The sequence below is a fragment of the Streptococcus sp. VTCC 12886 genome (assembly GCF_049893425.1).
Lineage (GTDB): Bacteria > Bacillota > Bacilli > Lactobacillales > Streptococcaceae > Streptococcus > Streptococcus suis_AA.
Genome location: NZ_JBMVJB010000004.1, coordinates 1 through 15,416 on the forward strand (window position 1 = coordinate 1; position 15,416 = coordinate 15,416).

General features: G+C 38.0%; 14 protein-coding genes and 3 tRNA genes. 12 read left to right on the forward strand and 5 right to left on the reverse strand.

What is annotated here, in order from left to right; all coding sequences use genetic code 11:
* From ACPC57_RS01855 to ACPC57_RS01910, 12 genes are all read left to right on the forward strand, one after another.
* Nucleotides 1–338: helical hairpin domain-containing protein (locus ACPC57_RS01855; RefSeq protein ID WP_434066177.1), on the forward strand; the 338-nt coding region annotated here is incomplete at its 5' end.
* 110 nt (nucleotides 339–448) lie between these two features.
* Nucleotides 449–1,255 (forward strand): ParA family protein, encoded by an 807-nt coding sequence (locus tag ACPC57_RS01860; RefSeq protein WP_434066178.1) that lies wholly within the window; start codon nucleotides 449–451, stop codon nucleotides 1,253–1,255.
* Nucleotides 1,256–1,332: 77 nt separating this feature from the next.
* Nucleotides 1,333–1,563 (forward strand): hypothetical protein, encoded by a 231-nt coding sequence (locus ACPC57_RS01865; RefSeq protein WP_434066179.1) that lies wholly within the window; start codon nucleotides 1,333–1,335, stop codon nucleotides 1,561–1,563.
* A 90-nt stretch (nucleotides 1,564–1,653) separates the two neighbouring features.
* Nucleotides 1,654–2,979 carry an ISLre2 family transposase gene (locus ACPC57_RS01870; protein ID WP_434066180.1) on the forward strand — a complete coding sequence of 442 codons (1,326 nt, stop codon included), beginning with the start codon at nucleotides 1,654–1,656 and terminating at the stop codon, nucleotides 2,977–2,979.
* Nucleotides 2,980–3,358: 379 nt separating this feature from the next.
* Complete coding sequence (locus ACPC57_RS01875) at nucleotides 3,359–3,592, forward strand: DUF2969 domain-containing protein (RefSeq protein WP_130555316.1); 234 nt, start codon at nucleotides 3,359–3,361, stop codon at nucleotides 3,590–3,592.
* 51 nt (nucleotides 3,593–3,643) lie between these two features.
* Nucleotides 3,644–3,724, forward strand: a tRNA-Tyr gene (locus tag ACPC57_RS01880).
* A gap of 381 nt (nucleotides 3,725–4,105) precedes the next feature.
* A tRNA-Gln gene (locus ACPC57_RS01885) sits at nucleotides 4,106–4,177 on the forward strand.
* A 119-nt stretch (nucleotides 4,178–4,296) separates the two neighbouring features.
* A complete protein-coding gene (rpsA, locus tag ACPC57_RS01890) occupies nucleotides 4,297–5,502 on the forward strand; it encodes a 30S ribosomal protein S1 (protein ID WP_434066181.1) in 1,206 nt (401 codons plus the stop codon).
* Nucleotides 5,503–5,538: 36 nt separating this feature from the next.
* A tRNA-Arg gene (locus ACPC57_RS01895) sits at nucleotides 5,539–5,610 on the forward strand.
* 102 nt (nucleotides 5,611–5,712) lie between these two features.
* A complete protein-coding gene (locus tag ACPC57_RS01900) occupies nucleotides 5,713–6,741 on the forward strand; it encodes a threonine aldolase family protein (protein WP_434065325.1) in 1,029 nt (342 codons plus the stop codon).
* A gap of 153 nt (nucleotides 6,742–6,894) precedes the next feature.
* Nucleotides 6,895–7,707: a transporter substrate-binding domain-containing protein gene (locus tag ACPC57_RS01905; protein WP_398577533.1), complete on the forward strand. Its 813-nt coding sequence runs from the start codon at nucleotides 6,895–6,897 to the stop codon at nucleotides 7,705–7,707.
* A 127-nt stretch (nucleotides 7,708–7,834) separates the two neighbouring features.
* Nucleotides 7,835–8,647, forward strand: a complete 813-nt coding sequence (locus ACPC57_RS01910) for a transporter substrate-binding domain-containing protein (protein WP_434066236.1) — start codon at nucleotides 7,835–7,837, stop codon at nucleotides 8,645–8,647.
* A gap of 49 nt (nucleotides 8,648–8,696) precedes the next feature.
* Here ACPC57_RS01910 and glgB read toward each other — a convergent pair whose 3' ends face one another.
* The 5 genes from glgB to ACPC57_RS01935 form a co-directional block, all read right to left on the reverse strand.
* A complete protein-coding gene (gene glgB, locus ACPC57_RS01915; RefSeq protein ID WP_434066182.1) occupies nucleotides 8,697–10,535 on the reverse strand; it encodes a 1,4-alpha-glucan branching protein GlgB in 1,839 nt (612 codons plus the stop codon).
* Nucleotides 10,536–10,600: 65 nt separating this feature from the next.
* Nucleotides 10,601–12,046, reverse strand: coding sequence for a glycogen synthase GlgA (gene glgA, locus ACPC57_RS01920; protein ID WP_434066183.1), 1,446 nt, complete (start codon nucleotides 12,044–12,046; stop codon nucleotides 10,601–10,603).
* 8 nt (nucleotides 12,047–12,054) lie between these two features.
* A complete protein-coding gene (glgD, locus tag ACPC57_RS01925) occupies nucleotides 12,055–13,170 on the reverse strand; it encodes a glucose-1-phosphate adenylyltransferase subunit GlgD (RefSeq protein WP_434066184.1) in 1,116 nt (371 codons plus the stop codon).
* Nucleotides 13,171–13,182: 12 nt separating this feature from the next.
* A complete protein-coding gene (locus ACPC57_RS01930) occupies nucleotides 13,183–14,310 on the reverse strand; it encodes a glucose-1-phosphate adenylyltransferase (RefSeq protein WP_434066185.1) in 1,128 nt (375 codons plus the stop codon).
* Nucleotides 14,311–14,456: 146 nt separating this feature from the next.
* A complete protein-coding gene (locus ACPC57_RS01935) occupies nucleotides 14,457–15,368 on the reverse strand; it encodes a LysR family transcriptional regulator (RefSeq protein ID WP_434066186.1) in 912 nt (303 codons plus the stop codon).
* Nucleotides 15,369–15,416 lie beyond the last annotated feature (48 nt).

Here is a 15,416-nt window from a genome sequence, read left to right on the forward strand (position 1 = left end):
AAGCTCTACAATCACGCTTTGAAGCACAACTAGCAGAAACACAAAAGGAATTGTCTAAGTTGGATAATCGTATCAGTGATTTAAACAAAATCACGGCCAGTCTGATAGCTTACCAAAACCAGACACCACAGGCTGACCGTGCTGAAGAAGTCTTGGCAGCTTTCCAGATTGACAAGTTAACTAGTCCAGCTCCCCTTAAAAAGGAGCTTCAGGAGTTGCAGGTGGAAAGAGGAGCTCTTCACGAACACCTCGACATGATTATCAAGAATTTCACGGACTACAAGGAAATTCAAGAGAAGGTCGCAAAACGGGAACAAGAAGAAAAAAGGAAACTATAAATATATTTATAATTATATTTATAAATATATTGACAAACAAAAAAGAATACTATATAATATCAATATAAATACAAATATAAATATATTTATATTGATAAAGGAGTTTTACTATGAAAATCATTAGCTTTGTAGCGATTAAAGGGGGAGTGGGAAAAACCACCCTCACCTTTAACTATGGTGAGTGGTTGGCTCGAAAAGGAAAGAGAGTCCTTTTTATCGACCTTGACCATCAATGTAACCTTACACAGACTTATGACGTTTACGACCAAGATAACACCATTGAGAACGCCTTTAAGGGCGGTGAGGTTGCTATCAAGCAGGTCAAAGACAATATCGCTTTAATACCTGGTTCAATGAGACTAGATAGCGTGGAAAAGGAACTGGAGAACAGTGACAAGAAACACATGCTGCTATATCTTTGGCTAGAGGACAACTACGAAAACAAGAACCTGGAGCAGTTTGACTATGTTTTGATTGATTGTCACCCTGATTTCTCGACTGCGACAAAAAATGCTATTGCGGTCAGTCATGCGATTATTAGCCCTTTGATTCCTTCAGAATTTGGTTATAATGCCAAGTTTAACTTGGAGAATAGACTAGAGGTCTATCGACGTGACGTGATTGATTACCGTACTCGTGAATCCTACATCACGGCAGACCTTTACTTTCTAGCCAATATGATTAGACCGAATTACGGTTCATCACGTGACCTATTGGAAGCCCTAGACCAGGAAGCTAAAGAAAAAGGGACAAGTGACCTTTTAGGTATTGTCCCAGCTAAGGAACTGTTTAATCACTCGACGATTGACAAGGTATCTATTGCAGAAATGAAAGAAGATAAAGACGTCTTCAATCAACACAGGAAATTCTTTGACGAGATTGAAGTGACATTCTCAGCTATCTATGATACAATCTAATTATAAATATATTTATAAACACAAACATAAATATATTTATACCTATGATTATATTGATACAAACGAAGGAGACCCCTATGGCCTTTACCCCTAAAAAACAAGAAATCGCTCAAGCCCTCGGCGATACAAAGAAAACTATAACCCCTCCTCAATCCGTTTCATCTTCTAACACGAAAGAATTTGAACGGAAGAAACAATATCAGTTTATGCTTAAACCAAGCAATCGTGAAAAGCTCACTGAACTTGCTAAAGATAGCGGTTCTCGTTCTGCTTCAGATTATCTGGACAAGTTGATAGAAAGTCTATAAATATATTTATATTGACCTCCCTAGAAAGGGGAGGTCTTTTCTTTTTTCGGTATAATAGGCAGTAATTGATTTTGAGAAAGAGGGACGATAATGGATTTGATAGTATTGAACGAACGAGACTTTTATTCTTACCTTCAGGAAGAAAACAAAAAGACTTTCCTAAAGATGATTGATAAGTTTGAAAATTATATCGCTCCTATTATGCGGTCAAAAGGGTTTAAACGTATCAATCGTGCAGAACGGACAGTCCTTTTCTCATTTGGTGAGATAACCTTTTCCAGGAGCAGGTGGAAAAAGGACGGACAAACTAAAATCCCAGTAGATGAAAAATTAGGTCTAGTCTCTCATACTCGTTTTTCTAAGGAAGTCCTTTACCAACTGACAAAACTGGCCAACTATATGCCCTATCGTAAAGTGGCTGAAGTGATGGAACTCTTAAACCAGGTCTATGTGACTAAAGATAGTGTCCTATCAGCTATCCAGAAAGCAGGGGAGTTGTTGAAGGAGAAGGAGGACTATCGGATTCTCTCTCCTGAAGTAAAGCAGGAAAAAATCAAGCCTGAAGTGCTTTACATCGAAGGTGATGGCGTTTGGGTCAAAAGCTCCCAGGAGCAGGAGGGAAACTGTTCTAAAGAACTTTCCCACTTTGTCGTCCATACAGGTTGCCAAGAGAATAACCGTCGTACCCTCAAGGATAAGCTAGAGGTTATTTCAATCAATTACAAAGAGGCCAAGGACAAAATCCTCGACCTCATACATAATCATTTTGACATCACGTCAGAGACGGTTATCGTGACCAATTCAGATGGTGGCAGCGGCTATACACCAAAAGCCTTTAAGGAGTTGGCGGCGGCTTTTAGCCCTAAAAAGCATATCCATTTTTGGGACGCCTTCCATGTGAACCAGCTTATCAAGAGAATTTTCAACCCTTTCCCACCTGAATTAAAAACCCTTGCCTTTGAAGGGGTTAAGAAGCAGGATAAGGAAACTGTGAGCCTAGCACTAGACACCGCAGAAGCCTTGATAGACACCGCAGAAAAATTAGAACCCTTCCAACGATTGAAGCGTCAGCTCCTGCGTAATTTTGACTATACCCACCGACCAGAACACCAAGGCTTATCTTCTCAAGGAATCGGCGTCATGGAAAGCCAGCACCGAAAGATAACCTATCGCATGAAGAACAAGGGCATATATTGGAGTGACAAGGGAGCTGATACCATAAGCCAGACCATCTTATTAGACCATGAAGGCAAATTAAGAGACCTTTTCTTTGGCGATTGGCGGGAGAACTACGAAATAATACAAGAACGAAGCCAGCACACAACAGGCTATTTTTTGCGTGTCGGTACAAGTAAGAAAATTTATGATTTGCCAAAAGTAAATCTACCACAAAAAACAGTCCAGATTGAAGAATAAAGGGAGTATTTATCTGTATCAAAAAACACTTGAAAAATCAAGGTTTCTTTGAAAAAAATGTGAGAAAAAACTTGCTTTTATCTGTGGATATGGTATAATAGTTCTATAAATAAAACACGAAAAAAGGGCGGTAGGTGCTACAACACCTGACCACCCACCGATAAAACAAGCTAACACCTTGATTTATCAGTTTAGTCTATTTTATCATCAAGAGAGCAGAATAGTCAAGACTGAAGCAAGAAAAAGTTTGTTTTGGTCTTGACTTTTCCGTTTTCTTGGTAATATCCTCTCTTCTCAAAAATTCCGACACACTCTTCGGAAGGCTTGCACTTGCAAGCTTTTCTCATTTTTTGTAGAATAGAAACAGTGAGGTTATAAAATGAGTAAAAAAGACAAAAAAATTGAAATCCAGATTGAAGATGCAACTGTTGTTGTCAATAATGAAAAATATGATGGTTACCGTCTCGTCATTGGAAAAAAAGTTATTGGTGAGATCGCAGAATTAGCTGAAAATAATTTTACAATTGTAAAAAATGGAAATGCCGAAGGCTTATATAAAATATTGGAAAAAGCAGTCGGAAATATTATTGAAAATTATAATTTAAGCAACTAAAAGTATTGTAATTGGTACTATTTTATGGTAAAATAGTGTCTGTTAGTGCACGGAGAGATAGCGAAGAGGCTAAACGCGGCGGACTGTAAATCCGCTCCTTCGGGTTCGGGGGTTCGAATCCCTCTCTCTCCATTGAACAGGATACAAAGGACGTTAAGAAATCCGTATGAAAATAGGAAACTGACGCAGTGTGCTAAACACACAAGGAAGTTTATCTTTTTCACTAGGATTTTAGTCCGTGTTCAACTAAGATACGAAGCAGTTAAAACGCCTAGTGAAATTAGGAGATTGACACTGTGTCGTAAGACACAAGGAAATCGGTCTATTTCACCCAGCGTTTAGGCTGAGTTCATTTAAGATACGAGAGATGTTCTGGTTTACCAGAAATTTCTGTAGAAAATTAGGAGACTGACGCTGAGTGTTAACACTCAAGGAAGGCTATCTATTTTCCTAAGAAATTAATCTCGAGTTCAATTTCTTGTGACTAGTAAATAAATGAATTGTATCTCTTTTTGGGGTATCGCCAAGCGGTAAGGCAAGGGACTTTGACTCCCTCATGCGTTGGTTCGAATCCAGCTACCCCAGTAAAGGTATTAGGCAAGTCCTAATTCGTCAAAGATGTCCATAAGTTGTCCTTGCGTGTGCCTTAATAAAATATATTTTTTGTTGGGTGTAGAAACCCGATTGTCGGAGGTTTATTAATAATGAACGAATTTGAAGATTTGTTGAACAGTGTAAGCGAAGTTACACCAGGTGATGTGGTAACAGCTGAAGTATTGACAGTTGACGCTGGACAAGCTAATGTTGCAATTGCAGGTACTGGTGTAGAGGGTGTGTTAACGCTTCGTGAGTTGACAAACGATCGTAATGCTGACATCAACGACCTTGTTAAAGTTGGTGAAACACTTGAGTTGCTTGTACTTCGCCAAGTTGTTGGTAAAGATACAGACACTGTTACATATCTTGTATCTAAAAAACGTTTGGAAGCTCGTAAAGCATGGGACAAGCTTGTTGGTCGTGAAGGTGAAGTTGTAACTGTCAAAGTTACTCGTGCAGTTAAAGGTGGATTGGCAGTTGAAATTGAAGGCTTGCGTGGTTTCATTCCTGCTTCAATGATTGATAGCCGTTTCACTCGTAACACTGAGCGTTTTGTAGGTCAAGAATTTGACGCTAAAATCAAAGAAGTTGATCCAGCAGAGAATCGTTTCATCTTGTCACGTCGTGATGTAGTTGAAGAAGCAGCTGCTTCAGCACGTGCTGAAGTATTCGGTAAATTGGCTGTTGGTGATGTTGTAACTGGTAAAGTTGCTCGCATTACAAGCTTTGGTGCTTTCATCGACTTAGGCGGTGTTGATGGTTTGGTTCACTTGACTGAGTTGTCACATGAGCGTAACGTATCTCCTAAATCAGCTGTTACTGTTGGTGAAGAAGTAGAAGTTAAAGTTCTTGCTATCGACGAAGTTGAAGGCCGCGTATCATTGTCATTGAAAGCTACACAGCCTGGCCCATGGGATGGCGTTGAGCAAAAATTGGCACCTGGCGATGTAATCGAAGGTAAAGTAAAACGTTTGACTGATTTTGGTGCATTCGTCGAAGTATTACCTGGTATCGACGGTTTGGTTCACATCTCACAAATTTCACACAAACGTGTTGAAAATCCTAAAGATGCTTTGACAGTAGGTCAAGAGGTAACTGTTAAAGTTCTTGAAGTGAACTCAGCAGATGAACGTGTGTCACTTTCTATCAAGGCTTTGGAAGAACGTCCAGCAGCAGCTGAAGGCGAAGAAAGAGCTGAAAAACGTGCTTCACGTCCACGTCGCCAAAAACGTGAAGAAAAACGTGATTACGAATTACCAGAAACTCAATCAGGTTTCTCAATGGCTGACCTTTTCGGTGACATTGAATTGTAATTCACTTAAAAACTTGCCTCGGCAAGTTTTTCCTTTCCACCCTTAGTGTAATGGATATCACGTAAGATTCCGGTTCTTGAGATGGGGGTTCGATTCCCTCAGGGTGGACTAAATATACTTAAAAGCCCTTGATTTACAAGGGTTTTTGTTATATCTGCCCCAAATCTGCCCCAAATTATAGGGGGAGTTAATTTTTTACTGGAGGTATCTATGTTACATTTTGAAAATGATTATAATAAAGGGCTTCATCCTGCGCTTCTAGAAGCTATCATTGAAACAAACAATGAAGGGTTGTCTGGATATGGGACTGATCTTTATACTGTCCGTGCTGTAGAGAAAATCCGTGAAGCAACAGATTGTCCACTTGCACAAGTTACTTTCTTAGCTGGGGGGACACAAACAAACCAATTGGTCATAAATTCAATGCTTGCATCATATGAGGGAGTAATTGCTGCAGAAACAGGGCATGTGACAACTCATGAGGCAGGTGCTATTGAATTTTCAGGACATAAAGTTATGGCCTTACCGCATTCACAAGGTAAGCTAGTAGCATCAAACGTTGAACAATACATAACTGACTTTTATGCTGATGCCAATCACGAACATATGGTATTTCCTGGTATGGTCTATATTTCACATCCTACAGAATATGGTACCTTGTATACAAAACAAGAATTGAGTGACCTTGCTAGCGTTTGTAGTCACTTTCAAATTCCTTTGTATTTAGATGGAGCTCGTTTGGGATATGGTCTAGCAGCAAGGAACACAGATCTCGATTTGAAAGCAATCGCTACCTTAACAGATGTTTTCTACATCGGTGGAACTAAAATGGGAGCCTTACTTGGTGAAGCAGTTGTCTTCACTAAAAATAATCAGCCAAAGCACTTTTCAACAATTGTAAAACAACATGGAGCATTACTTGCAAAAGGTCGTGTAGTCGGTGTTCAATTCGATCGATTTTTCACAGAAAATCTATATATGGAGATTGGTCGTCATGCGATTGAAATGGCAGAGCGTTTAAAAAGAATCTTGACTGAAAAAGGATATCAATTTTATCTGCAATCACCTACTAATCAACAGTTTATCATTGTTTCGAATAAAGCCCTAAACCATTTTGACGAATTAGGAATTGTTTATAGTTTTTGGGAAAAATATGATGAGTATAGTACGGTAATTCGCTTAGCAACAAGCTGGTCTACAACTGAAGAAGATATTACTGAATTAGAAAGCTTGTTATAACATTACAATCATTTACACACATAAAATTTTTAATAAAAACGAATAAAAATACAAAAAACTGTTGACAAATGTATAAATATGATTTAGAATAGCATAAACATACAAAAGAAACTGTTGGTATGTTCAATATTATGATTTTTTATACAGGAGATTATTATGAAATTTAAATCAATTTATAGGTTTGCGACTATTTGTTTTGCCTCTACTATCCTTGTGGCTTGTAACTCAAGCTCAACTTCAAATACTTTGCAAAAAATTGAAGACAAAGGAAAAATTGTTGTTGCTTTAAATCCAGAATTTCCTCCGTTTGAATACAAAACCATTGTAGATGGAAAAGATACAATTGTTGGTGCAGATATTGAGCTAGCTAAAGCAATCGGGGAGGAGTTAGGAGTTGAGGTTGAATTCTCTAGCATGAGCTTTTCAAATGTATTAGCGAGTGTACAGAGCGGTAAGTCTGATATTGCCATTTCGGGTATTTCTGCAACCGAAGAGCGTGCAAAAATCTATGATTTCTCTGAGGCTTATTATCAATCGGTAAACAAAATGATCATAAAGAAATCTGACGCAACTCGCTTAACAAGCATCGAGGATTTCGTTGGTACATCAATTGGAACGCAAAAGGGTACTATTCAAGAAAGTGTCGGAAAAGAAGAATTCACTGGGGCCACAATAATTAGTTTAGATAAAAATGGCGATTTGATTCAACAATTAAAGGCTGGTCAGCTTGATGGTGTCATCTTTGAAGAGCCAATTGCCAAAGCCTACGTGGGGGTCAATAGTGACTTGCAAATAGTTGATATGGATATTGAATCTTCTATTTCGGATTCTTACGCGGTTGCAATGCCAAAGGGTAGTACCGAATTAAAGGAAAAAATTGACAAAGTCATTACTGAGTTAGTTGACTCTGGTAAAATGGATCAATTTGTTGAGGAGGCCTACCAGCAATCCATCAGTAATAATTAGTTGTTTTTGAGAATAAATATTCAAATCTATTGGTTGACAATTGAATAAAAATACGATAGAATATTCACTATCGAATCAAAAAAGATTGATTTGGAAATGAATGAAAAGGAACTGTTTATTAATGAAATTGAAAAAAATGCTTACTCTAGCTGCGACATTTGTCGCTACCCTATCTCTAGCTGCTTGTTCAGCAAGCTCTAGTTCAGATTCCAGCCAATCCACATTAGAAAAGATTAAAGAAAAAGGTACGTTGGTTGTTGCTACTAGTCCAGACTATGCACCATTTGAGTTTCAAGCCCTTGTTGATGGCAAGAATGAAGTCGTTGGTGCAGATATTATGCTTGCACAAAAGATTGCTGATGAATTGGGAGTAAAACTTGAAGTTTCAGCAATGAGTTTCGATAATGTCTTATCTAGTGTACAAAATGGGAAAGCTGATATTGCTATTGCTGGTATATCATACTCAGATGAACGTGCGAAAGTTTTTGACTTCTCAGAAAGCTATTACCAAATTGCTGATGTATTGCTTGTCAAAAAAGATGATGCAAATACCTTAACTTCAATTGATGCAATCTCAGGTAAAAACCTGGCTGTCCAAAAAGGTTCTACTCAGGAAACATATGCTAAATCAGAAATAAGTCAGGCTAAAATTGTTTCATTGACATTAATGGGAGAAGCAGTAAATGAACTTAAAGCTGGTAAAGTTGATGCTGTTTTGATGGATTCACCTGTCGCAGCTGGTTATGTTTCACAAAACTCAGATTTAGTCATTGCTTCAATTGAATTCCCAACTATTGATGAAAATTCAAAAGTTATTGCTCTCCCAAAAGGAAGTGATGACTTGAAAACAAGCATTGACAAGGTTATTAAAGAAGTCAAATCAAGTGGTGAATTTGATACCTTCTTAGAAAAAGCAGCTACTTATACAGCTGTTGAATAGAATACAAAAAAAACTTGTAAGTCTAAAAGTAGAGACTTACAAGTTTTTTCTACTTCATTTTTTCGAAATAGAAACTAGTTAAGCGTGGCATTGTTATCGTAACACCATTCTCATTTGGATAGATACTAAATGATTCCATTGGGATGGTACTAGATGAGAAGACTAGCTTATATTCGGATTCTGCAGGCAGATCCAAATGTACGTCGAAGAGTTCTTGGTCATTAAAATTATGGATCGTTAGAATTTCTTGGTCATCACTCATACGTGAAAATGCAAAGAGATTACTATCACCATCAATTTTTACCCAATTAAACCCTTTTTCGTAGGCTTGATAATCATACTTCCAAAAGGCATCGTTTTCTTTATAGAAAGTAGATAAGGTTTTCATCATTTGATAGAAGGATTGGTGAATTGGAAATTGTAGTAAATTCCAATCCATTTCAGTATATTCATGCCATTCACGAATATGTCCCCATTCATTGCCCATAAAGAGTAATTTTTTACCAGGATGGGCAAAATAAAAGCTATAGTAGGCACGCGCCAAATTAAATTTATCTTCGTAATTTCCATCCATTTTCTCTATGATGGAGTGTTTCCCATGCACAACTTCATCATGTGAAAGTGGAAGAAGGAAATGCTCGTTTTGGTTGTAATACATTCCGAACGTTATTTCGTTTGAATGGTATTTGCGGTAGGCAGATGGGCGACCCATGTATTTTAGCGTATCATTCATCCAGCCCAAATCCCATTTCATATCGAATCCTATACCGCCATCTTCTAAGGAATGGGTTACTTTTGGAAAGCTAGAAGAATCTTCTGCAATCATTAGAACACCTTTATAGTCCGTATGAACCATTGCATTGACACGCTTGATAAAATCGATGGCAGCATGGTTTATTTTGTCTTCAGTCGTTTCCCCTCGCCAATAAAGGATATAGGATAGAGCGTCAACGCGTATGCCATCAAAATGGAAGTATTCTAGCCAATATTTCAAATTTGAAAGTAAGAAAGACTGTGTCATGCCTTTACCAAGGTCAAAATTGGCAGTTCCCCACTGATGATTTTCTCGATCATGCTCATAAGGGTATTCATATAACCAACTACCATCAAACTGGTATAGACCATGTGCATCTTTACAAAAATGTAATGGAACCCAGTCTAAGATAACGCCAATCCCAGCATGATGAAGCTGATCAATTAAATATTTTAATTCGTCTGGCTTACCAAACCGACTGGTGGGACTATAATAACCTGTGACTTGATAGCCCCATGATGCGTCTAACGGGTGCTCAGTAATTGGAAGCAACTCGACATGCGTATAGTTGTTTTCTTTGAGATGCTCGATCAAAAGCGGGGTGATATCCTTATAACTATTGAAGGCCTCCATCGGAGCCCCACCCTCGTTTCTATTGACGAATTTTTGCTTCCAAGATCCCAAATGCACTTCATAGATGGAGACAGGTTGTTCTTTGAAGTCATATTCCACTCTGTCATTCATCCAAGCTTGATCTTTGAATTTATAGCGTGAGTTGTAGGTGGTAGAAGCAGTCTCTGGGCGAACTTGACTGAAAAATGCGTATGGATCAGCCTTATATATTTCCCGACCGTCATGGGTAATAATCAAATATTTATAATTCTCAAGTGACTTTAATCCTTCAACATAGAGTTGAAAAACACCATCAATTTCCCACTGCATTTGATGACTTCTTTGCCACGCATTAAAATCACCAATCACAAATACCTCCCTAGCATTAGGAGCATAGACACGAAAATGGGTACCGAGTATCTTGTTTCTCTCTTTTACCATGTGTGCACCCATCTTTTCGTAAAGGGTGGTATGTTCACCGGAATTCATATAATATAGGTCTAAATCAGTAAATTCTTTCAAAGCAATCTCCATTGTGCAAAAGGAGTGGACGGGGGTCTCACTCCAAATCAATCCTTATTTGTATTCTAACCACTTATTTCATGATAGAGCCAGATGTATTTTTCAGCCGAAGCAGTCCAGCTAAAGTCTCGCTTCATCGCTTGTTCAACCATCCTAAACCAATCTTCTGGCCGGTCATAGTAAGTTTGAAGGGCTAAATCGTAGACTTGACGCATACTGTAGGCATCACGTCCTCCAAAACTAAAACCAGTACCTTCTTTTGTTTCCATGTTATAAGGTGTGACGGTATCAACTAGACCACCTGTTTCACGAACCAATGGGAGTGTTCCATAGTGCATAGAAATCATTTGGCTAATACCACATGGTTCAAACATAGATGGCATTAAGAAGAGGTCACTTGCTGCGTATATTTGATGGGCGAGTGGCTCATTGTACCCACGATAGAAGGCGAATTTATCAGGATATGTCTGTTTGAAATGATTAAAGGCATTTTCAATATCAGTTTCACCATTTCCTAATATCACAAATTGAACATGAGCTTGTAGAAGATGTCCGAGTACCTCAGTCAAAAGATAGAAGCCTTTCTGCCAGGTTAAACGTGATACAATTCCTACCAGAATGACATTCTCATCTTGTGGCAGTGCAAATTGGGCTTGTAATGCCAATTTGTTTGCTTTTTTCTCAGCTATATTTTCCAAGCTGTAATTCTTTACTAAATAGTGATCTGTTTGGCTATCCCAAATATCATAGTCTATACCATTGACAATACCGACAAGATCATGTTTACGCAACTCTAAAACGTGTTGCATATTTTCACCAAATTCTTCTGTCAGAATTTCTCGTGCGTAGGTTTCTGAAACAGTTGTTACCTTATCAGCATACAAAATTCCTAATTTCATGAAACTGATGCATTCATCATGAAAACGTGCAATACCATCCAAGTAGTAGCTGTAGTCCATGCCAAGTGCAGACCACAGTGCCTGCTTATGAAAAATACCTTGGAAGGCTAAATTATGAATGGTAAAGACATGTTTGATGCTACGGAATTCTTCGCGGTAGCTATAGAATGTACGGCATAGGAAAGGAAGTGCAGCTGTATGCCAATCATGTGTGTGCATGACATCTGGGAAGTAGTTCAGGGCTTCTAAGAGGCGACAAGTGGCATGTTGGAAATAACCAAATCGCATAGCGTCATCATCATATCCATATAATTCATCCCGTTCAAAGAAATCACGATGCTCAATGAAGTAAAAAGTCACACCATCAACGATTTGACGATAAACATTAGCCATGGATTGAATGTCGCCTGCTCGCACATCAAAGCTTGATACAAAGTCAAAGTCGGAATGATTGTGTATTGCAATCTTTTTATAAAGAGGAAGGACAACCCTTACATCCAGACCTTGCTTAACAAGTTCTTTAGGAAGTGAACCGATAACATCAGCTAAACCACCAGTTTTGATGAATGGAAGTCCCTCAGATGCAACAAAGAGAACAGATTTTTTAGTCATATCAACTCCTAAATGATTTGATGAGGTTTCAGGTATGCAGGGGAAGTTTGAATTCCTTTGATGTCAATTGGGTGGATAATTTTAGTGGCTTTATCAACAATGGCATTTTCAATATTTGCGCCCGTCTTAATGGTCACACCATTGAGAATGATTGAGTTCTTTATCACAACACCCTCTTCAATGACAACATCACGGTCAATGACAGAATTTTCAACTTGACCATTGATATTCGCTCCATTTGCAACAATACAGCCTTTTACTTCAGCTAATGGACCATACAAGGTAGGAGAGGAGTCACTCGTCTGTGTATGGATAGGCCAGTCATGTTTGAAGAGCAATTTACGGGTATCCCGTTGAAGCAACTCCAGCTGAGTTGTAAAATAGGCTTCCACGTTGTTGATACAAGCAACAAAATCTCGATGAGCATATCCCATGATTTTGTATTGGTCCACAACATCGCTTAGAATATCTTTAAGCCAGTATAAAGAAGAAACCTTATTCGCGCGTTGAATCAATTCGATAAAGGTCGTACGTTTCATGAAGTAAGCTTCTAATGAAACCGGGCGATTCTTGTATTTGCCATGATTTTCTTCAAATGCAATCACTCGACGGTCATCACCGAATTTCAACGTTTGACAGCCGATGAAATTTTCCTTCGCATCTGAAACGTTTTTATAGAGTACAGTGATATCAGCTTCGTTTGCGATATGTTCCTCCATTACTTTTGAAAAATCTTGACTATAGATAAAGTAGGAAGGAGCGATTAAGACATATTCCTTCGTAGAGCTTTCGATATAATGGATATTTTCAGAAAATGCGTTAACATCATGCTGATAAACTGAGTTTGGATCTATCACACTGTTAAGCAAGCGTAATGAGCCACGTTTGCTGTTGATGTTGTAGTGTTTACCGGTACCAACGTGCTGAATGGTAGAACGCATTCTTGCAGGCATATAAACTTGAAATTCAGTAATGCCTGAGTTAGACATACTTGATAGCACAAAGTCGATTAGACGGTAGCGACCTAGGAAGCTAAAAGCTTGAACACCACGGTGACTCATAACGTCACCAAAATGCACATTGTTTCCTTCAATATTTACAATTCCGAGTGTATTTCTTAGCATAGCATTCCTTTCTTACTTACTTACATTTTTGTCAACCAAAAGAATTTTATCAAGAGTTCCTGAGAGTTTTACATTATCAGCAATTTTCACATCCTCAGCAACAATGACATAGTCAAGCTCTGTGCCTTCACCAATCACTGATCCCGGTAACAGAACAGAGTTTTTAACAACCGCATCCTTATTTACCTGAACATCGTTTGAAATAACGGAATGTTCAACATAACCATCAATAACGGCCCCTTTATCAATATAGGCAGATTTAACAGTTGCAGAAGCACTAATAACTTGGGCGGGTGAACCTTTGTCTTCAGAGTAAATTCTCCAAGTTCTGTCGGACAAATCTAAATCACCAGAATGGTCAATTAAGTCCATATTTGACTCCCATAGGCTATTCACTGTACCAACATCTTTCCAATAACCTTGGAATGGATGGGCAATAAGAGTACGGCCATCTGAAAGATATTTTGGAATAATATCGTGACCAAAGTCGTGTGTAGAAGTTTCTAATTTATCATCTTCTTGTAGATATTTTTTAAGGGTTTTCCAGGTGAAAATGTAAACCCCCATCGAAGCCAGGTTGCTCTTTGGATTCTCTGGTTTCTCTTCAAATTCTTGGATGCGGTATTCTTCATCGGTATTCATGATACCAAAACGCGAAGCATCTTTGATAGGGACTTCAATAACGGCGATAGTAGCATCCGCTTTCTTATGAATATGCGTATCAAGGAGTTTTTCATAGTTCATCTTGTAGATATGGTCACCAGATAAAATAAGTACATACTCAGGATCATGGAGATCTATAAAGTCAATGTTTTGCGTAATCGCATCAGCTGTTCCTTTATATAATTCAAAACCTTCGATTTTTTCACTCGGTGGCAATACAAAGACACCAGATCCTTGTACATCAAGTCCCCAACGTTGTGAATGAGCAACATATGAATTCAAGAGAACAGGCTCATACTGGGTTAAAACACCAACAATATCAATACCTGAGTTGGCACAGTTACTAAGTGGAAAATCGATGATACGATATTTTCCCCCAAATGCGACTGCTGGTTTAGCGACTTTTTTAGTCAACCCTTCTAGACGGGTTCCCCGTCCACCAGCAAGGATCATAGCTAACATTTTATTTTGAGCCATCTAACCACTCCTTTATATTTGATACATGTATTATAGCACAGAATGAAAAAAAATGAAAGCGTTTCCCTATTGTAAAATGAAAAATTTTCAATTATTTTACGAAACACTTTCACAAATATATTATATTAAATTCATAGGCATAAAATTTAAATTTTATCGAATTTTACTTCCTCAAGAAGAAACTCTATAAATTTTTCACCCATATCAGAAAGAACTGCCTTTTCATGCTTGATATAGACCAATTCAATTTCATCATCATATTCTAGAGGGATTGAAACGATATTATCTCCGTTCAAATTGGAGTTAAGAATACCTGTTGCAATAGTGTAGCCATCAAGTCCAATTAACAAATTAAAAAGAGTTGCACGGTCAGAGACAACGATTGACTTTTTATGATGTTCTTGAGATAAAATTTCTTCTGAGAAGTAGAAGGAGTTATGAATCCCTTGTTCGTAGCTGAGATAAGGGAAATCAACTAAGTCAGACAGTTTGATTGATTTCTTAGAGGCAAGGGGATTGGTATTACTAACAAAAATATGAGGACTTGCTGTAAAAAGATACGTATGAGACAAGCGATAATCATCTAGTAATTTGAGAAGAACCTCACGATTATAGCTATTCAAAAAAAGTACACCTATCTCAGAACGGAAATTCTTCACGTCATCAATAATTTCCCAAGTCCGTGTTTCCCTTAAGAATAGTTCATAGTCTTCCATCTCTGTTTCCTTTAACAAGGAAACGAAAGCATTTACGACAAAAGCATAGTGCTGGGAAGACACACTGAATAATTGTCGTTTGGCATTCGGATTTTTATAGCGGTCTTCCAATAATTCAGTCTGTTCAACAATCTGCCGTGCGTAAGAAAGAAATTCCATCCCGTCCTTTGTTAAGGTAATTCCTTTGGGGTTTCGATGGAATATTTTGATATTCATTTCTTTTTCAAGATCTCGCACAGCGTTTGAAAGACTTGGTTGTGTGATAAATAATTGTTTGGCAGCTTCATTCATACTGCCTGTTTCAGCGATTTTGATAATGTAAAATAATTGTTGAATTCTCATAATTCTATTTTAACATGAAAATTGACAAATGATATGAAAAAATGTATA

Bases quoted from the DNA above. Each gene is read 5' to 3' on its own strand.
- rpsA (WP_434066181.1), top strand. From the start codon at position 4,297: ATGAACGAATTTGAAGATTTGTTGAACAGTGTAAGCGAAGTTACACCA.
- ACPC57_RS01865 (WP_434066179.1), top strand. From the start codon at position 1,333: ATGGCCTTTACCCCTAAAAAACAAGAAATCGCTCAAGCCCTCGGCGAT.
- ACPC57_RS01930 (WP_434066185.1), bottom strand. From the start codon at position 14,310: ATGGCTCAAAATAAAATGTTAGCTATGATCCTTGCTGGTGGACGGGGA.
- ACPC57_RS01875 (WP_130555316.1), top strand. From the start codon at position 3,359: ATGAGTAAAAAAGACAAAAAAATTGAAATCCAGATTGAAGATGCAACT.
- ACPC57_RS01870 (WP_434066180.1), top strand. From the start codon at position 1,654: ATGGATTTGATAGTATTGAACGAACGAGACTTTTATTCTTACCTTCAG.
- glgD (WP_434066184.1), bottom strand. From the start codon at position 13,170: ATGCTAAGAAATACACTCGGAATTGTAAATATTGAAGGAAACAATGTG.
- ACPC57_RS01935 (WP_434066186.1), bottom strand. From the start codon at position 15,368: ATGAGAATTCAACAATTATTTTACATTATCAAAATCGCTGAAACAGGC.
- glgA (WP_434066183.1), bottom strand. From the start codon at position 12,046: ATGACTAAAAAATCTGTTCTCTTTGTTGCATCTGAGGGACTTCCATTC.
- ACPC57_RS01860 (WP_434066178.1), top strand. From the start codon at position 449: ATGAAAATCATTAGCTTTGTAGCGATTAAAGGGGGAGTGGGAAAAACC.
- ACPC57_RS01900 (WP_434065325.1), top strand. From the start codon at position 5,713: ATGTTACATTTTGAAAATGATTATAATAAAGGGCTTCATCCTGCGCTT.